The organism is Bradyrhizobium sp. 1(2017), assembly GCF_011602485.2.
Classification (GTDB): domain Bacteria; phylum Pseudomonadota; class Alphaproteobacteria; order Rhizobiales; family Xanthobacteraceae; genus Bradyrhizobium.
This window is the reverse complement of the sequence record NZ_CP050022.2, coordinates 7,699,145-7,717,542: the sequence shown is the minus strand read 5'-3', so window position 1 is coordinate 7,717,542 and position 18,398 is coordinate 7,699,145. Positions and strand designations below refer to the sequence as shown.

Sequence of the window (18,398 nt, the reverse complement as noted above, 5' to 3'; positions counted from 1 at the left end):
CAAGATCGGGGCGTGCGGTGGAGGGATTGTACAAGGTCGAATACGATATCAACGACGGCTCCGGCCGCAGCGTGCTGTACGCCCATGCCGGGAAGATGCTTGGCGGCAACACGGCCTTCGCCCACTTCGGCACCTACGAGACCGTGGACGGCGAAATCGTCGCCAGGCTCCGGACGAAGCGTCACAGCCGGTCGCTGCAGCACAGGTCGCTGGTCAGCTCCGACACCGTCACAATCAGCATTCGCGGTCGGCAGCAGGGCAAGCTCTACCGCTTCGAGGGAGAAGTGGTCGAGGACGCCTCGGTGTTTCGCGCCGTGATGACGCCGCTCGGCGACGATGACGTTCCCCCGCCCGGTGTGGTCGGCGAGGGCGGCATTGTCAGCGGACTTTATTCAATCGATATCCGGATGCTGGATGGAATTGCCGGCGGCCATACCGGCGTGATGCTGCTGCGCGACGGCCGCATCCTCGGCGGCGACGCCTTCTTCTATTATCTTGGCGCCTACTCGTCGGCGAACGGCCGCTGGAAGGGCGAGTTCGTCAATCAGGAGCACACGCCGGCGAAGAACGAGCATCCCTTGTTCGGCGGTTACGAGGTCGGCATCGGCTTCTCGGGCCATTGCGATGACAAGGGCGCCGAAATGGAAGCGACTGCGCTCGCCGGCAAGCGCAGCATCCGCTTCGCCGCTACGATGAAGCTGATCGAGCCGTTTGCGAAAGCGGGCCGCTGAGGGCCGGCGCTGCGATCGAGGAGCAGAGCACTGTGACGAGCGAGATGTCGATCAGCATGCAGTGCGCGGCAGCGATGGCGGCAATGGTGTAGCCAAGCGCTCAGGAATGGTAGGGTGGGTTAGCCGCAGGCGTAACCCACCTCCTTGGTTCTCTATTGGCAGAGAAGTGGTGGGTTACGCCCAGCGAACTGCGCTTCGCGCAGTCGCAAGGCTAACCCACACTACGGCACCGCTCATTGCTTCGGCAGCTTGGCCTTCAGCGCATAGAGCGCGTCCAGCGCCTCGCGCGGCGACATCTCGTCCGGGTGCAGCGCCTTCACCGCGTCCATCAGCAGCTCGGCTTCGCTCGGCGGCGCGGCTTCGGCCGACGCGCGCGAGGGGACCGCGAACAGCGGCAGGTCGTCCGCCAGCGCCCGCGCGGTCTGGCCGCGGTCCTGCGCTTCCAGTTTGGAGAGCACCGATTTGGCGCGCGTGATCACGGCCGGTGGCAGGCCGGCGAGCTTCGCCACCTGGATGCCGTAGGAGCGATCGGCCGAACCCGGCAGCACCTCGTGCAGGAACACGACATTGCCCTGCCATTCCTTCACGCGCACGGTGGCGTTGAACATCCGGGGCAGTTTGGCCGAGAGCGCGGTCAGCTCGTGGTAATGCGTCGCGAACAGCGTGCGGCAGCGGTTGCTCTCGTGCAGATGCTCGATCGCGGCCCAGGCGATCGAGAGGCCGTCGAAGGTCGCCGTGCCGCGGCCGATCTCGTCCAGGATCACGAGCGCGCGCTCGCCGGCCTGATTCAGGATCGCGGCGGTCTCGACCATCTCGACCATGAAGGTGGAACGGCCGCGGGCGAGATCGTCGGCGGCGCCGACGCGCGAGAACAGGCGGTCGACGATGCCGATGCGCGCGCGGCTCGCCGGCACGAAGCTGCCAATTTGAGCCAGCAATGCAATGAGCGCGTTCTGGCGCAGGAAGGTCGACTTACCGGCCATGTTCGGACCGGTCAGCAGCCAGAGCTGGCCGGACTTTTGTGCGGGCGCAGGCGAGAGGTCGCAGGCATTGGCGATGAACGGCTCGCCGTTGCGCTTGAGTGCCTGCTCCACGACCGGATGGCGCCCGGCCTCGATCGCAAAGCCGAGTGACCCATCCACTTCCGGCCGCACATAATTGTCGTCGACCGCGAGTTTTGCGAGTGAGGTCGCGACGTCGAGCAGCGCGAAAGCGTGAGCGGCGGCCCGCAGATCGTCGCTGATGGCCATCGCCTTGGCAGAGAGACGTTCAAATATCTCGAGCTCGAGGCCGAGCGCGCGGTCACCGGCATTGGCGATCTTGGCTTCGATCTCGCCGAGTTCCGACGTCGTGAAGCGCACCTGACCGGCCAGCGTCTGGCGATGAATGAAGGTCGCATTCAGCGGCGGCGACATCAGCTTGTCGCCGTGCTGGGCCGTAACCTCGACGAAATAGCCGAGCACGTTGTTGTGCCGGATCTTGAGGCCCTTCACCCCCGTCTGGTCGGCATAGCGCGCCTGCATCGAGGCCACGACCAGGCGCGAGGCGTCGCGCAGGTTGCGCGCTTCGTCCAGCGCTGGCTCGTAGCCCTGTCGAACGAACCCGCCGTCGCGCTTGATCAGCGGCAGTTGATCGTCGAGCGCACTGGCAAATTCAGCCGCGAGGTCGCGCGACGGACGCTGCAAGGCCGCCATCACCGCGGCGATCTCCTGCGGCGGCTGGTCCAGTTCGCCAAGCCGCGCCAGCGCCTGGTCGGCGGCGATGATGCCGTCGCGCAAACCGGCGAGGTCGCGCGGTCCGCCGCGGCCAACCGAGAGCCGGGCCAAAGCGCGCGACATGTCGGGCGCGCCGCGCAGGATGCTGCGGATGTCCTCGCGCGCGGCGGAATCGGCAACGAAAGCGCCGACGGCATCGAGCCGTCGTGCGATCGCCGGCGCATCCGTCAGCGGGGCCGCCAGCCGCTGCGCCAGCAGGCGCGAGCCGGCGGAGGTCACCGTGCAATCGATGGCGTCGAGCAGCGAGCCGCGGCGCTCGCCGGCGAGCGTCCGCGTCAGCTCGAGATTGGCGCGGGTGGCCGGATCGATCGCCATGGTCGCACCCGAGGCCTCGCGTGCGGGCGGCGACAGCGGCGGGTGCTTGCCGACCTGGGTGCGGTCGACATAGGTGACGGCAGCGGCTGCGGCGGTGGCTTCCAGCCGGGTGAGCTGCGCCAGCCCGTCCATGGTCGCGACGGCGAAATAATCGCAAAGCCGTTTCTCCGCGGTGGCGCCGTCGAACACGTCGCGGGTCACCGGCGTCACCGCCGGCAATTCGCGCAAGGTCTGTCCGAGCTCGTTGTCGCTATAGAGCGCGTCGGTGACGATGGCCTCGTTCGGATTGATGCGCGCCAGCGTCGCGGCGAACTCGCCGCCCGCACATTCCATCACGGTGAATTCGGCGGTCGAGATGTCGATCCAGGCGAGGCCGAAGCGGTCGCCGCCGCCGGAGGCGCGGGCGCGCGCGATCGCGAGCAGATAATTGTTGGCGCGTGCGTCGAGCAGCGTGTCCTCGGTCAGCGTGCCCGGTGTGACCAGCCGCACCACGCCGCGACGGACCACGCTCTTGTTGCCGCGTGCTTTCGCAGCGGCGGGATCCTCGGTCTGCTCGCACACGGCCACCCGATGGCCGGCGGTGATTAAACGATGCAGATAGTCCTCGGACCGCTCGACCGGCACCCCGCACATCGGGATGTCGGCGCCCTGATGCTTGCCGCGCTTGGTCAGGACGATGCCGAGCGTCCTCGAAGCGATCTCGGCGTCCTCGAAAAACAGTTCGTAGAAATCGCCCATCCGGTAGAACAGTAGTAAGCCCTGATGCGCCGCCTTGATCTCGAGGTACTGTTCCATCATCGGCGTGACGCGCGCGGCGGCTTCCGCCTGCGGAGCTGGCGTGTCGTCGGGGGGCGGAACGGGGATCGGCTGTTGCATTGTCATGGGCGGCGCAACCTACAAAATTTCGCCTGAGCGTCCTATCGGTTTGGCCGGGGAGGCGAGGTTTTCCACGCTGTCCATGTTGGGCAAGCGGTTGCCACATTTTCCGCCGTCATTCCGGGGTGCGCCGTCAGGCGCAGGCCCGGAATCCATAATCCCAGGCTCGTGGTTATGGATTCCGGGATCGCCCTTTGGGCGCCCCGGAATGACGGTTGGATTTCATGGCGTTCAGTCGAATATGCCCCCCTCGAAACCGTCAATTGACCTGCCGCGGGCACCCTCCTAAAACTCCGCCGACATTGAAGAATTTGGGCCGGACCGCGGCATTCAGGGAGAACAACGATGCGTGACGTCTTTATCTGCGATGCCGTCCGGACCCCGATCGGCCGTTTCGGCGGCTCGCTCGCCAAGGTGCGCGCCGACGATCTCGCCGCCGCGCCGATCAAGGCGCTGATGGCCAAGCACCCCAAGCTCGACTGGGCGCAGGTGGATGAAGTGTTCTTCGGCTGCGCCAACCAGGCCGGCGAGGACAACCGCAACGTCGCACGCATGGCGCTGTTACTGGCGGGCTTGCCGGATTCGGTTCCCGGCCAGACCCTGAACCGGCTCTGCGCCTCCGGCCTCGATGCGGTCGGTGCGGCCGGGCGCGCCATCCGTTCCGGCGAGATCGAGCTTGCGATCGCCGGCGGTGTCGAGTCGATGACCCGCGCGCCCTTCGTGATGGGCAAGGCGCAGGAAGCCTTCTCGCGCTCCGCCGAGATCTTCGACACCACGATCGGCTGGCGCTTCATCAATCCGCTGCTCAAGGCGCAATATGGCGTCGATGCGATGCCCGAGACCGGCGAGAACGTCGCCGAGGAATTCCAGGTCTCGCGCGCCGACCAGGACGCCTTCGCGATCCGTTCGCAGCAGCGCGCGGGTGCGGCGATCGCAGCCGGCTATTTCGCCGAGGAGATCACGCCGATCACCATTCCCGGCGGCAAGGCCGGTCCCATCACCGTCGACAAGGACGAGCATCCGCGTCCCGAGACCACGCTCGAAGGCCTCGCCAAGCTGAAGCCGATCGTGCGCAATCCCGGTACCGTCACCGCCGGCAACGCCTCCGGCGTCAATGACGGCGCCGCCGCGATGATCCTGGCCTCCGAAGCTGCGGTGAAGAAGCACGGCCTGACGCCGCGCGCCCGCATCCTCGGCCTTGCCTCGGCCGGCGTGCCGCCGCGTATCATGGGCATCGGCCCGGTGCCGGCGACCCGCAAGCTGATGGAGCGGCTTGGCAAGAAGATCAGCGATTTCGACCTGATCGAGCTGAACGAAGCGTTCGCCTCGCAGGGTATCGCCTGCATGCGCCAGCTTGGCGTTGCTGATGATGCGGATTTCGTCAATCCGCATGGCGGCGCCATCGCGCTCGGCCATCCCCTCGGCATGAGCGGCGCCCGTCTCGCGCTCACCGCCGTGCACGGCATGGAAAAGCGCGGCGGCAAGCTTGCGCTCGCCACCATGTGCGTCGGCGTCGGCCAGGGCGTCGCGGTCGCGATCGAGAAGGTGAACTGACGAGACGCGCAGCGTCTCGTCATCCCGGGGCAGCCCGAAGGGCTGAACCCGGGAATCTCGAGATTCCGGGTTCGATGCTTCGCATCGCCCCGGAATGACAGGGAGAAAAAGCCAGCATGATCATCGCGCGTGAGCAGGACGTCACGAGGGCGGCCTTGGCCGTGATGGAGCGAACCTCCGATCCGCGGATGCGCCAGATCATGATCTCGCTGGTCAAGCATCTGCACGGCTTCGTGCGCGATGTCCGCCTGACTGAGAAGGAATTCCGCGACGCCACGGCCGTGATCGCCGAGCTCGGCAAGCTGACGACCGACACGCACAACGAAGTCGTGCTGATGGCCGGCTCGCTCGGCGTCTCGCCGCTGGTGTGCCTGCTGAACAACGGCGATCAGGGCAATACGGAGACCGATCAATCGCTGCTCGGGCCGTTCTGGCGGTTGAACTCGCCGAGGGTCGAAAATGGCGGATCGATCGTGCGATCCGCGACACCGGGTGCGCCGCTGTTCGTCAACGGCCGCGTCGTGGACAAGGACGGCAGTCCCGTCGCCGGGGCGGACGTCGACGTCTGGCATGCTTCGCCCGTCGGTCTGTATGAAAACCAGGACCCTGAGCAGGCCGACATGAACCTGCGCGGCAAGCTGACGACCGACGCCGATGGGCGCTTCGCCTTTCGTTCGGTGATGATGGTCGGCTATCCCATTCCGACCGATGGCGTGGTCGGCCGCCTGTTGACGGCGCAAGGCCGGCACCCGTATCGGCCTGCACATCTGCACGCCCTGATCTTCAAGCCCGGATTCAAGGTGCTGATCTCGCAGGTTTACGATCCCAACGATCCCCACATCGACAGCGACGTGCAGTTCGGGGTGACGCAGGCGCTGATCGGCAATTTCATGCGGCATGAGACGCCGCATCCGACCGCGCGCGAGGTCACCGCGCCCTGGTATTCACTCGACCACACCTACCGGCTCGAGGCCGGTGAGGCGGTGTTGCCGCGTCCGCCAATCAAATAACGCGTTCCTGTGCCAACACGCGCCCCCGAAAGGGGCGCCAAACCCGCTTCCCCCAATTAGTTATATCCTATAATGATTGGCGGAAGCGTGACCGGCCGGACCGACAATGGCCGGGGAGGAGTTCGCCAATGACATTCAACTATCCCGTGGACAGCAACAAGGCGCATCCGCTGCCGCTGTCGCCCGACTACAAGAGCTCGATCAAGCGTGCGCCGAACAAGCCCTTGATCCCGATGCGCCACACGCTGTCGGAGCTGACCGGTCCGGTCTACGGCCACGAGACCGTGCGCGAGGGCGATAGCGACCTCACCACTCAGCATGCGGCCGAGCCGATCGGCGAGCGCATCATCGTGCACGGCCATGTGCGCGACGAGGACGGCCGCGGCGTGCCCAACTCACTGGTCGAGATCTGGCAGGCCAATGCCTGCGGCCGCTACGTGCATGTTCGCGACCAGCATCCCGCGCCGCTCGATCCGAACTTCACCGGTGCGGGCCGCACCGTCAGCGATGCTGCCGGCTATTACCGCTTCGTCAGCATCAAGCCCGGCGCCTATCCCTGGGGCAACCACCACAATGCCTGGCGCCCCGCCCATATCCACCTGTCGGTGTTCGGCCATTCCTTCGTCACGCGTCTCGTGACCCAGATGTATTTCCCGAACGATCCGCTGTTCCCGTTCGACCCGATCTTCAATTCGGTGCCGGACGAGAAGGCTCGGGCGCGGATGGTCTCCTCGTTCGACCTCGAGAACACCCAGCCCGAATGGGCGCTGTGCTACCGTTTCGACATCGTGCTGCGCGGTAAGAACGCCACCCCCATGGAGACCAAGTAACGTGCAGGACAATCTGAAGGACAACGGAATCACGCCATCGCAGACGGTCGGTCCGTTCTTCAAATACGGCCTGACGCCGAACGGCGAATATGCCTGGAACGACGCGTTCACCAACTCGACGCTGACGCCCGACGTTTCCGGCAACCGTATCCGCATCGAGGGCCGCGTGTTCGACGGTGACGGCGTCGCCGTGCCCGATTGCATGCTGGAGATCTGGCAGGCCGATGCGCAGGGACGCTTTGCCGACCCGCAGGACAAGCGCGCGCTGCCGAATGCGAGCTTCCGCGGCTTCGCCCGCTGCGGCACCGACAAGGATGGCAACTACGCGTTCGAGACCATCAAGCCCGGCACGGTGCCGGATCCCGATGGCAAGCCGCAGGCGCCGCACATCCTGGTCGCGGTGTTTGCCCGCGGCATGCTGCGGCACCTCTACACCCGCATCTATTTCAGCGACGAGGCCGGCAACGCCGCCGATCCCGTGCTGGCGCTGGTGCCGGCCGACCGCCGCGCCACGCTGACCGCGGTGGGCGAGGCCGGCAAGCCGGTTTACCGTCTCGATCTAAGGCTCCAGGGCGACGACGAGACTGTGTTCTTCGACGTGTGAGTCAATTGGGTCGGCAGCGCCGTTGCCGGCCCGCACTTATCATCTGGCGCATCGCGACCGGAGCTGCGCTGCAAATTGACCCAAATCCGATTGGTTGCGGATCGATTTCCGTAGTTTTGCGGAGCATTTTCCGGCAATGCGTCCCGCTCCGGAAATCCCGCATTTACCATACTCGTTCAGGATGGCAGCGAATTGGGCTCGCGCTCCTGGATTGTTTCATGAAATTTCGTCTCTCATTGTCCTCCGCGATCATTGCGTTCGGCATCGTCATTGCGATCGGCTTCACGGCGGTCGTTTCCACCAGCCTCTACGCCCTGCGCGAGCTCAAGGTCGGCGGCCCGCTTTATTCCGACATCAAGCTCGGCAATGACCTCATCGCCGATATCCTGCCGCCGCCCGAATACATCATCGAGGCCTATCTCGAGGCCACTCTCGCCATGCGTGAGCCGGACCAGCTTGCCGCCCATGGCGAGCGCCTGGTCCAGCTCCGCAAGGACTACGACGAGCGCAAGGCATTCTGGGTCTCCTCCAGCCTGTCGCCGGACCTGAAGACCGCACTGGTGTCGAAATCCGATGCCGAGGTGCAGAAATTCTGGAAGGCGTCCGACCAGCTCCTGCCGGCGCTCAAGGCCAAGGACGCGGTTGCCGCCGAGCGCATCTATGCGCAGCTCAAGGACGCCTACACCGCGCATCGCGCCGTCGTCGACAGCATCGTCGAGAACGCCAACAAGCAGAATGCCGCCATGGAGAAGCTGGCCGCGGACCGCGACAGCTCGATTCTTCTCATCCTGCTCGGCGTCTCCGCCGCCGTCCTTGCCTTCATTGCCGCGGGCCTGCTCGGCGTGGCGCTCGGCGTGGTACGCCCGATCGTGCGCATGACGGACACGATGCAGAAGCTGGCGACCGGCGATATCGCCGCCGACATTCCTTTTGCGCATCGCCGGGACGAGGTCGGCTCGATGGCGGGTGCGCTTCTGGTGTTCAAGCAGGCGGCGGTCGAGAACTCCCGGCTGCGCGAGGAGCAGCTGCGGCAGGAGCAGGAGGCCGCGCTCGCCAAGCGCGGCGCCCTGCATCAGATGGCGGAGACCGTCGAGCGCGAGACCGGCCGCTCGGTCGACACCGCGAGCGCGGCGAGCCATGGCGTGGAGCGGGCTGCCACCAGCCTGTCCGAGATCGCAAGCTCGCTCTCCGCCCAGTCGCAGTCGGTCGCCGCGGCGTCCACCCAGGCCCTCGGCAGCTCGCAAACCGTCTCGGCGGCGGCCGAGGAGCTGAGCGCCTCGATCCGCGAGATCGCGAGCCAGGTCGCGCGGACCAGCACGGTCACCAAATCTGCGGTCGCCGGCCGCGAGCAGGCGCGGTCGACCATCCAGGCGCTGGCCGGCTCGGTCAGGAAAATCGCCGAGGTCTCCGACCTCATCGGCGGCATCGCCGGTCAGACCAACCTCCTGGCGCTCAATGCCACGATCGAGGCGGCGCGCGCGGGCGAGGCCGGCCGCGGCTTCGCGGTGGTCGCCGCCGAGGTGAAATCCCTGTCCGACCAGACCGCAAAATCCACCGAGGAGATCACGCGGCTGATTGCCGAGATCCAGACCTCGACGCAGGCCGCGGTCGATGCCGTCGAAACCATGGGCGGGCACATCGTCGAAATCGACGGCGTCGCGACCTCGGTCGCCGCCGCAATGGAAGAACAAGACGCCGCCACCCGGGAGATCACGCGCTCGATCTCCGAATCGGCGTCAGCGGCGCAAGAGGTCTCGGTCAAGATCGGCAATGTCAGCCGCGACGCCGCCTCCGTGAACGAGCGCGCCGCGGAAGTCAGGCAGGCGATCGCCGGCATGTCGGCCAATCTCGAACAGCTGCGGTCGGTCGTGGTCAGGACCGTGCGGGACTCGACCGCGGCGGCTTGAGCGGGCGCGGGAACCGCCGCTGGCAGCCGGGAGTGTGATCGTGCAGGATGGCACGGGACAGGGGCATCGTGACTCTCATGACACCTTTACCACTGCCTGACGTCGTTGAGCCCGCCCAATTGACGGCCGCCCTGCGCAGGGGCGGCGTGCTGGACGCCGGCGCCGTGCGCGAGGTGAAGGTGCTGCATCAGCAGGATGTGCTGGTGTCACATATCATCCGCCTCGGCCTGCGCTATGTCGGGGAGTCCGCCGGCGCTCCGCAATCCCTGATCCTCAAGACGCCGCAAGCGTCTTACGCGAAAACGCTTGCGCAGGGCGGCCGGAACGAAGTCGCTTTCTACACGCAGCTCGCGCCCAAAATGCCGCCGGGATTGGTCCCGCGCTGCTTCGACGGGCATTTCGATGAAGCGCACCCCACCTGGTATCTCCTGCTCGAGGACCTCACTGGCAGCCACGAGATCGCGACGAAATGGCCGCTGCCGCCGTCGCGCGATCAGGCAATCGCGATCGTCACGACGCTCGCGCGCTGGCACGCGTCCTGGTGGGATCATCCCGATCTCGGCGAGACCGTCGGCAGCTGGATGAGTGTCGACGACAGCGCGAAACTGATGGAGACCTTCGCCGGCCATTATGATCGTTTCGCCGACCTTCTCGGCGATCGCCTCAGCGAGGAGCGCCGCATTCTCTACCGCCGCTTCATCGAGCAGTCGGCGCGGCTGTTCGAGCGCTATCATTCGCGTCGGCATGTCACCATCGCTCATGGCGATGCCCATATCTGGAATTTCATGCTGCCGCGCCCCGGCGTCGCCGACACCGTGCGCATTTTCGACTTCGACCAATGGCGCATCAACGTGCCGACCGGAGACCTCGCCTACATGATGGCGGTGCAATGGTATCCGGAGCGAAGGCAGGCGCTCGAACGGCTCCTGCTCAACCATTATCACCAGACCCTGCTGCAGCATGGTGTCACCGGCTACACGCGCGGCGCGCTCGACCAGGACTATCGCCGGTCGGTGCTCTGGCACATCACCAAGCCGGTCTGGCAGTGGAGCGTCAACATCCCGCCGCTAATCTGGTGGAACAATCTGGAGCGGGTGATGATGGCGGTGGAGGATTTGGGGTGTGAGGAGTTGTTGGGGTAGCTCCAGTGTCGTCCCTGCGAAAGCAGGGACCCATAACCCCAGGGAGCGGTTGTGGCGCGAGCCGGCAACTCCGAGTCTTCGCCAAACTCCTCCCTGTGGTTATGGGTCCCGGATCGGCGCTTGGCTTGTCCGGGACGACAATGGAGATTGCGGCTGGATCGACCCCTTACTCCACACTGCTACTCCATCACCGCGTGCTCCGGCCCGGCCGCCTGCTTGCGCAGGGTGGCCTTGGTGGAGCCGATCAGCAAGGCGAGCGGGATGGTGCAGAGGATGAAGACCATCACCAGCTGGTAGTCATGAGCGAAGGCGATGATCTGCGCCTGCACGGCGACCATTCTGTCGGCCATGGCGCGGCCGGTGTCGGTGGACAGATTGATCATGCCGCTGACACCGGGCATCTGGAGCGCGTGGTTGAACGGGTTGATGTGCTCGGACAGGATCGCGTAGGTCCGCCGCGTTCCCTGCGTCAGCTCGGCGATGACGACGGAAATGCCGACCGAGCTCGCGACGTTGCGCATCAAAGTGAGCATCGCGGTGCCGTCGGTGCGCAGCTCGTTTGACAGCGTCAGGAACGCCACGGTCGAGAGCGGCACGAAGACGAGGCCGAAGCCAAAGCCCTGGATGACGCTGACGGTGACGATCTCCGGCACCTGCGTCAGGTCGGTCCAGCCGGTCATCTGGAACAGCGAGCCCGCGGTGAGCGTCAGGCCGGCGATGATCAGCGTGCGCGCCTCGAAATAACGCATCATGCGGCCGACCAGCATCATGGCGAAGAAGGTGCCGAAGCCGCGGCTTGCCAGCAGCAGGCCGGCGGTGATGATGGGATAGCCGATCACGTTCTGCATGTAAGGCGAGGCCAGCGCCATGGTCGAGAACAGCACCAGCCCCATCACGATCATGAACATGCAGCCGGTAACGAAGTTGCGGTCCCGAAACAGGCCGAAGCGGATGAACGGCGTCGAGGTCGTGAAGGAGTGCGTGAGAAAGAAGTAGAAGGCCGCGGCAGAGACGATGAATTCCGCCAGGATCTCGTTGGACTCGAGCCAGCCCAATTGCTCGCCGCGGTCGAGCGCGAGCTGTAGCGAGCCGATCGCGACCGCCAGCGCGGCGAAGCCGAACCAGTCGAATTTGCGGCTGAGGTCCTTCCGCGTCTCGTCCATGAAGACGATGAGGCCGAGCACCGTGATGGCGCCGAACGGCAGGTTGACGAAGAACACCCAGTGCCAGGAATAGGTCTCGGTCAGCCAGGCACCGAGCGACGGCCCCATGATCGGGCCCATCATCACGCCCATGCCCCAGATCGACATCGCCTTGGCGCGTTCCTGGAGCGTGTAATAGTCGAGCATCACCGACTGTGACAGCGGCACCAGGGCCGCGCCGAACACGCCCTGCAGCAGGCGAAACAGCACCATCTGGTTGATGTCCTGCGCGAGGCCGCACAACACCGACGCCATGGTGAAGCCGGCCGAGCAGATGATAAAGATGCGCTTGCGGCCGAAGCGGTTGGCGATCCAGCCCACCGGCGCGGTCATGATCGCCGCGGCGACGATGTAGGAGGTCAGCACCCAGTTGATCTGGTCCTGCGAGGCCGACAGCGTGCCCTGCATGTAGGGCAGCGCAACGTTGGCGATGGTGGTGTCCAGCGCCTGCATGATCGTCGCGGTCATGGCGCAGATCGTCACCATGTTCCGGCGCAGGCCGGGGACCATCAGGCTGGCATCGGGGCCGGACACCGGATCAGTCCTTGTCCTGGTTCGCGGCCGCCGAGAGGCCGAGGAGACCGGCGAGCGAGCGCTTGTGGCCGGTGTCGATGGTGGCGTAGACGCTCATGCCGGCCTTCAGCTTCCGTACATATTTGTCGGTCTCGTCGAAATAGATCCGGATCGGCACGCGCTGCACCACCTTGACGAAGTTGCCGGTGGCGTTCTGCGGCGGCAGGATCGCGAACTGCGCGCCGGTGCCGGGCGAGAGCGAGCCGATCTTGCCCTTGAAGACGTGGTTCGGGAACGCGTCGACCTCGAGTTTCACGGGCTGCCCTTCAGTCACGTAGGTAAGGTCGCTCTCCTTCGGGTTGGCGTCGACCCAGGGGTGGGCGACATCGATGATGGAGAACACCGGCGTGCCGGCGGCGACGTAGCGGCCGAGCTGGATCTGCTCGACCTGCGTTGCCACGCCGCCCATCGAGGCGCGCACCACGGCGTGGTCGAGATTGCGCTCGGCATTGTCGAGCTTGGCCTTGGCCTCGGCGTAGGCCGGGAATTTTTCCAGCGGCAGGTCGGGATCGCCGAGCAGCTGGGTCTTCGCCGTCGAGAGCTGCTGCCGGACATATTGTGCGACGGACCCGGACGTGACCAGCGCGTTCGCGGCGTTGTCGAGATCGAGCTGGGAGCCGTAATTGTTCTTCACCAGCGCCTGCTTGCGCTCGACGTCGCGCTGCTTCAAATCGACGCCCTGCTGGGCGAGATTGAGCATGTCGCCGTAGATCTTGATGTTGGCGCGGAGGTTTTCATAGGTTGACTGCGCCTGCATGAGCTGCGCTTTGGCCTCGTCCACCGCAAGGCGGAAGGGCACGGGATCGATCTCGAACAGTTCGTCACCTTGCTTGACGACCTGGCCTTCCTTCACGACAACTTTCTGGATCTTGCCGGAGATGTCGGGCGTCACCAGCACCTTCTGCGCGCCGACATAGGCGTCGTCGGTGCCGACATAACGGCCGCCATGCAGATAGAAGGTGATGCCGCCGATGGCGACGACAACAGGCAGCACGACCAGGAGCAGGAAGCGGCGATAGCGGCGCAAGCCCGCCACCAGGCGCCGGCGCGGATCGGTGCCGGCTTTCTTGGTCGGCTTGCCGCTGTCGCTCTTCTGCTCGGGCTGGAACTTGAGAACCTGATCAGCCATAGCGCTGCTCCTTGCGTGCCTGGTCCGCGCCGCTGGTCTGGGTCGCGTTCCGCACGTTCTCCTTGATCGTTTCCAGCTGGGTGAGGAGACGGTGGGCATCGGCCGGGGTGATGCCGTCGAGCGCGTTGGCGGTGATCTCGGACCTGAGGCTGCTCATCCGGCCGAGCAACTGCCGGCCGGCCTTCTTCAGGTACAGGCGCTTGACCCGGCGGTCCGAGGCGTCGTTGCGCCGCTCGATCCAGTCGTTGTCGCAAAGCTTGTCGATCAGGCGGGTCAGCGTGATCGGCTGCACCTCCAGGAGATCGGCGAGCTCCGATTGCTTCATGCCTTCGCTGCGCTCGACCTTGGCCAGCACCGCCCATTGCGCACGGGTGATGCCGAAGCGCGACGCCTCCTTGTCGGCGTAGACGCGCAGCAGGCGATAGAGCTCGGCAAGCGTGAACAGGAAATTCTGGTCGACCGACCCGCGGGTCATGAGCTTCGTCTCCAATAAGCCTAGAATATAATAAGCAAGCTTATGATTATTTCGCGGCGGATTATCGGGATGCAGTCCCGCAGCGAAAGCATGGCTGACAGCCATCTGAAGGGTCGTGCTTTGGGTTCCCGCACCGAAATGCTAGAAGCGAGGCCGCATGACCCTGGCAAAACCTGCATTCCCCGCGCCTGACCACGATCACGGCCGCTGCACTGCGGATGCGCTGGCGCATGCGGAGGCGGTCTGCGTGCAGCGCGCGCAGAAATTCACCCCGATCCGCCGTCAGGTGCTCGAGGCGCTGCTCTCCAGCCACCGCCCGCTCGGGGCCTATGAGGTGATCGATGAGCTCGCCAAGTCGATGGCGCGACCGGCGCCGATCACGGTCTATCGTGCGCTCGATTTCCTGATGGCCAACGGCCTCGTGCATCGCATCGAAAGCCGCAACGCCTATCTCGCCTGCGCCGCCCACGACCACGACGCGACCTCCGCGGTGGCGTTCTTGATCTGCGAGCGTTGCGGCCTGGTCGGCGAGATCCCCTCGGCGTCCTTCGCCAAGGATCTCAATGCCGCGGCGCGCAGTTCGGGCTTCGCGCCCAAATTGTCCGTGGTGGAGATCACAGGCGTCTGCACCCATTGTCAGAAAGCTGCTTGAAGCAACAACGGCACAAAGCCGGTATTCGGGAAGAAATGTCGTCACCACAAACCATACCGTCCGCCGGTCGCCCCCTCAGTGCCGGCGCCATTGCCCTGATGCTGATGCTGTGCCTGACCTGGGGCTTCAACCAGATTGCGGTGAAGCTGGTGCTGCCGGACATCCCGCCGATGCTCCAGGCCACGATCCGCTCGATGGGCGCGCTGCCGGTCCTGTTCATCATCGGCACCTTTCGTGGCGTCAAATTCTTCGAACGTGACGGCACCTGGAAACCCGGACTCGTCGCCGGGTTGATGTTCGGCATCGAGTTCGTGCTGATCTTTCAGGGCCTGCGCTTCACCTCGGCCTCTCGTGCGGTGGTGTTCCTCTACACAGCGCCGTTCTTCGTCGCGCTCGGCTCTTACCAGGTGCTCGCCGAGCGCCTCGGCGGTACGCAATGGCTGGGGCTCGCGGTGAGCTTTGCCGGCGTCGCGCTCGCCATCGGCGTGCCGCAGCCGGACGTCGATGCCAAGGTGCTGCTCGGCGATCTCATGATCGTCGGCGGCGCGGCGCTGTGGGCGGCGACCACGCTGGTCGCCAAGGGCACGCGGCTGCGCTTCGCCGCGCCCGAGAAGGCGCTGGGCTATCAGGTCGCGACCTCGATCCCCATCCTGGGGCTGGCAGCCTTTGTGTTCGGCGAATCCATCACCCATACGCCCGCGCCCCTGTCCGTCGCCCTCATGGCCTTCCAGGCGATCTGGGTGGTTGGAACCACGTTCACGCTTTGGTTCGCGCTGGTGAAGGCCTACTCGGCCAGCAAATTGTCGGCTTTTACCTTCATCACCCCTTTGTTTGGCGTGGTCGGTAGCTATTTCATCATGCACGACACCCTAAGCCCGACATTCGGGGCCGCCGCGGTCCTTGTAATTGCTGGGCTTTTTCTAGTTAACCGTCCCAGCTCAACGGCTGCGGCGCCGCGTGATGCATTGCTGAACGTCACCAAAACCTGATATTTGGACCCCATGAACAAGCTCGAAAACCCTCTCGATTCCGACATCGCGGGTCCCGCGCCCCGGCACCGGACCACCCAGGTCAAGGTCGGCAACGTCGCCGTTGGCGGCGGCGCGCCGATCGTCGTGCAGTCGATGACCAACACCGACACCGCCGATATCGACGGCACCATCGCCCAGGTCGCAGCGCTCGCGCGCGCCGGCTCCGAAATGGTCCGCATCACCGTGGACCGCGAGGAGGCCGCAGCCGCCGTTCCGCACATCCGCGACGGCCTCGCCAAGCGCGGCATCACCACGCCCTTGATCGGCGACTTCCATTATATCGGCCACAAGCTGCTCGCGGCCTATCCGGCCTGCGCCGAAGCGCTCGCCAAGTATCGCATCAATCCCGGCAATGTCGGTTTCAAGGACAAGCGCGACACGCAGTTCGCCGACATCATCGAGATCGCCAACAAGAACAACAAGCCGGTCCGCATCGGCGCCAATTGGGGCTCGCTCGACCAGGAGCTGCTGACCAAGCTGATGGACGAGAACGCCGCGTCCGCCCATCCGCGCGACGTGCGCGCGGTGACGCGCGAGGCCATGGTCCAGTCGGCGCTACTCTCGGCCGCGCGCGCCGAAGAGCTCGGCATGCCGAAGGATCGCATCATCCTGTCGGCCAAGGTGTCGGCCGTGCAGGATCTGATCGCGGTCTATCAGGATCTCGCCTCCCGTTCCGACTACGCCATCCATCTCGGTCTGACTGAAGCCGGCATGGGCTCGAAGGGCATCGTGGCGTCCTCGGCCGCGCTCGGCATCCTGCTGCAGCAGGGCATCGGCGACACCATCCGTATCTCGCTGACGCCAGAGCCCGGCGGCGATCGCACCCGTGAGGTGCAGGTCGGCCAGGAATTGCTCCAGACCATGGGCTTCCGCACCTTCGTGCCGCTGGTTGCGGCCTGTCCCGGCTGCGGCCGCACCACCTCGACCACGTTCCAGGAGCTGGCCCGCTCGATCCAGGATTTCATCCGCGACGAGATGCCGAGCTGGAAGACGAAATATCCCGGCGTGGAAGAGCTCAACGTCGCGGTGATGGGCTGCATCGTCAACGGCCCCGGCGAATCCAAGCACGCCAATATCGGCATATCGCTGCCCGGCACCGGGGAAGCGCCGGCCGCGCCGGTCTTCGTCGACGGCAAGAAGTTCCGCACCCTGCGCGGCCCGACCATCTCCGCCGACTTCAAGGCGCTGGTGATCGACTATATCGAGCAGCGCTACGGCCAGGGCGCCCAGGTGCCGGTGACCGCCGCGGAGTGATTTCACTCCGCTCGCACCTCATACTCCGCCGTCGTCCCGGGGCGCGCGTAGCGCGAGCCCGGGACCCATAACCCCAGGGAGTGGTTATGGTGCGAGGTGGCGACTCCGAGTCTTCGTCAAATCTAATCCTGTGGTTATGGGTCCCGGATCTGCGCTCCGCTTCGCTGCGCTTGTCCGGGACGACGGCTGTGTTCGCAGCGCAGATTGCGCATCTGTCACAGCGCGCTACCATGCTCCCAATCAACAATGATCGGGAGACGCATCCATGAGTTCACTCGCCGGCAAGCAAGGCCCGCGCTATCGCCACACGACTGACGACGGCGCGCCGTACGAAACCATCGCGGTCGAAAAGCTCACGCCCATCATCGGCGCGGAAATCTCCGGCATTGACATCGGCAGGCTCGTCGAGGGCGACACGGCCTCCAACCGCCAGATGGACGAGGTCCACCGCGCGCTGGCCGAAAACCTCGTCATCTTCTTCCGCGACCAGCACCTTACGCCAAAACAGCATCTCGCCTTCGGCCGCAAGTTCGGCGAGCTGCATTTCCATCCCGCCGCGCCGCATGAGGACGAAGACCCGGCGCTGATGAAGATCTACGCCGACAAGAACTCGCCGCGGGCCAATGGCGAGGGCTGGCATTCCGACGTGTCTTGCGATCTCGAGCCGCCGATGGGCTCGATCCTCTACATCAAGCAATGCCCGCCCCGCGGCGGCGATACGCTGTTCGCCAACATGTACGCGGCCTATGAGGCGCTGTCGGATCGCATGAAGGCCTATCTCGACGGATTAACCGCGCTGCATGACGGCGAGCCGATCTATCGCGGCCTCTACGCCAATTATGGCGTCGCGGATCGTCCGTCCTATCCGAACGCCGAGCATCCGGTCGTGCGCACGCACCCGGTGACGGGTAAGAAAGCGCTCTACGTCAACCGCGGCTTCACCCGCCACATCAACGGTATTCCGCGCGATGAGAGCGACGCGATGCTCGCTTATCTCTACCAGCACGCCGAGAACCCGCTGTTCCAGTGCCGCTTCCGCTGGACCGAGAATGCCATCGCGTTCTGGGACAACCGCTGCACCCAGCACCGCGCGATGTGGGACTACTGGCCGCATACGCGCTCGGGCACGCGGGTGACGGTGAAGGGAGAGCGGCCGGTGTGACGGCTCCGGTGCTCCCGACGCAGCGCAACGCTTCTTGCGCTGCAGAGCCGGGGCCCATTCTCGCGGCAAGCTGGGTCCCGGCTCTGCGTCGCATCATTTGATGCCGCGCCGCGTCCGGGACACGAGCGTTGTCTTGCGTTGACGCCTTCCAATTCCCGCGTCAATCTTCCCGAAAA

At 65.3% G+C, this 18,398-nt stretch carries 15 protein-coding genes; 11 read left to right on the top strand and 4 right to left on the bottom strand.

The window, feature by feature from the left end; all coding sequences use genetic code 11:
• Positions 1 to 17: 17 nt before the first annotated feature.
• Entirely contained in the window at positions 18 to 731 is a 714-nt protein-coding gene (locus HAP40_RS36525) for a hypothetical protein (RefSeq protein WP_166812172.1), read from the top strand.
• 233 nt (positions 732 to 964) lie between these two features.
• Here the strand turns inward: HAP40_RS36525 and mutS are convergent, their stop codons facing one another.
• The gene (gene mutS / locus HAP40_RS36520) at positions 965 to 3,703 is read right to left on the bottom strand and encodes a DNA mismatch repair protein MutS (RefSeq protein ID WP_334270876.1); all 2,739 of its coding nucleotides are present in this window, start codon (positions 3,701 to 3,703) and stop codon (positions 965 to 967) included.
• A 339-nt stretch (positions 3,704 to 4,042) separates the two neighbouring features.
• On the opposite strand from mutS, the gene pcaF reads away from it, so the two are divergent.
• From pcaF to HAP40_RS36490, 6 genes are all read left to right on the top strand, one after another.
• Positions 4,043 to 5,251, top strand: a complete 1,209-nt coding sequence (pcaF, locus tag HAP40_RS36515; RefSeq protein ID WP_166812174.1) for a 3-oxoadipyl-CoA thiolase — start codon at positions 4,043 to 4,045, stop codon at positions 5,249 to 5,251.
• Between the two features lie 116 nt (positions 5,252 to 5,367).
• The gene (locus HAP40_RS36510; protein WP_166812176.1) at positions 5,368 to 6,261 is read left to right on the top strand and encodes a dioxygenase; all 894 of its coding nucleotides are present in this window, start codon (positions 5,368 to 5,370) and stop codon (positions 6,259 to 6,261) included.
• A 128-nt stretch (positions 6,262 to 6,389) separates the two neighbouring features.
• The gene (pcaH, locus tag HAP40_RS36505; RefSeq protein WP_166812177.1) at positions 6,390 to 7,091 is read left to right on the top strand and encodes a protocatechuate 3,4-dioxygenase subunit beta; all 702 of its coding nucleotides are present in this window, start codon (positions 6,390 to 6,392) and stop codon (positions 7,089 to 7,091) included.
• 1 nt (position 7,092) lies between these two features.
• On the top strand, positions 7,093 to 7,695 hold the full coding sequence (gene pcaG, locus HAP40_RS36500) for a protocatechuate 3,4-dioxygenase subunit alpha (RefSeq protein WP_208024848.1): 603 nt from the start codon (positions 7,093 to 7,095) through the stop codon (positions 7,693 to 7,695).
• A gap of 218 nt (positions 7,696 to 7,913) precedes the next feature.
• A complete protein-coding gene (locus tag HAP40_RS36495; RefSeq protein WP_166812179.1) occupies positions 7,914 to 9,602 on the top strand; it encodes a methyl-accepting chemotaxis protein in 1,689 nt (562 codons plus the stop codon).
• 47 nt (positions 9,603 to 9,649) lie between these two features.
• Complete coding sequence (locus HAP40_RS36490) at positions 9,650 to 10,744, top strand: phosphotransferase (RefSeq protein WP_166812181.1); 1,095 nt, start codon at positions 9,650 to 9,652, stop codon at positions 10,742 to 10,744.
• A gap of 179 nt (positions 10,745 to 10,923) precedes the next feature.
• On the opposite strand, the gene HAP40_RS36485 is transcribed toward HAP40_RS36490, so the two are convergent.
• The 3 genes from HAP40_RS36485 to HAP40_RS36475 are packed head-to-tail and all read right to left on the bottom strand — an operon-like array spanning position 10,924 to position 14,123.
• Positions 10,924 to 12,480, bottom strand: a complete 1,557-nt coding sequence (locus HAP40_RS36485) for an MDR family MFS transporter (protein WP_166812183.1) — start codon at positions 12,478 to 12,480, stop codon at positions 10,924 to 10,926.
• Positions 12,481 to 12,484: 4 nt separating this feature from the next.
• On the bottom strand, positions 12,485 to 13,648 hold the full coding sequence (locus tag HAP40_RS36480; protein ID WP_166812185.1) for an HlyD family secretion protein: 1,164 nt from the start codon (positions 13,646 to 13,648) through the stop codon (positions 12,485 to 12,487).
• Positions 13,641 to 14,123, bottom strand: a complete 483-nt coding sequence (locus tag HAP40_RS36475) for a MarR family winged helix-turn-helix transcriptional regulator (RefSeq protein ID WP_166812187.1) — start codon at positions 14,121 to 14,123, stop codon at positions 13,641 to 13,643. The genes HAP40_RS36480 and HAP40_RS36475 overlap by 8 nt, the downstream gene beginning before the upstream one ends.
• Positions 14,124 to 14,280: 157 nt before the next feature.
• On the opposite strand from HAP40_RS36475, the gene HAP40_RS36470 reads away from it, so the two are divergent.
• The 4 genes from HAP40_RS36470 to HAP40_RS36455 all read left to right on the top strand — a co-directional run bounded on the left by HAP40_RS36470 (position 14,281) and on the right by HAP40_RS36455 (position 18,222).
• Entirely contained in the window at positions 14,281 to 14,775 is a 495-nt protein-coding gene (locus HAP40_RS36470; protein ID WP_166812189.1) for a Fur family transcriptional regulator, read from the top strand.
• 35 nt (positions 14,776 to 14,810) lie between these two features.
• Complete coding sequence (locus HAP40_RS36465) at positions 14,811 to 15,764, top strand: DMT family transporter (RefSeq protein WP_166819217.1); 954 nt, start codon at positions 14,811 to 14,813, stop codon at positions 15,762 to 15,764.
• A gap of 12 nt (positions 15,765 to 15,776) precedes the next feature.
• Positions 15,777 to 17,060 carry a flavodoxin-dependent (E)-4-hydroxy-3-methylbut-2-enyl-diphosphate synthase gene (gene ispG / locus HAP40_RS36460; protein WP_166812190.1) on the top strand — a complete coding sequence of 428 codons (1,284 nt, stop codon included), beginning with the start codon at positions 15,777 to 15,779 and terminating at the stop codon, positions 17,058 to 17,060.
• A 265-nt stretch (positions 17,061 to 17,325) separates the two neighbouring features.
• Entirely contained in the window at positions 17,326 to 18,222 is an 897-nt protein-coding gene (locus HAP40_RS36455; RefSeq protein WP_166812192.1) for a TauD/TfdA dioxygenase family protein, read from the top strand.
• Positions 18,223 to 18,398 lie beyond the last annotated feature (176 nt).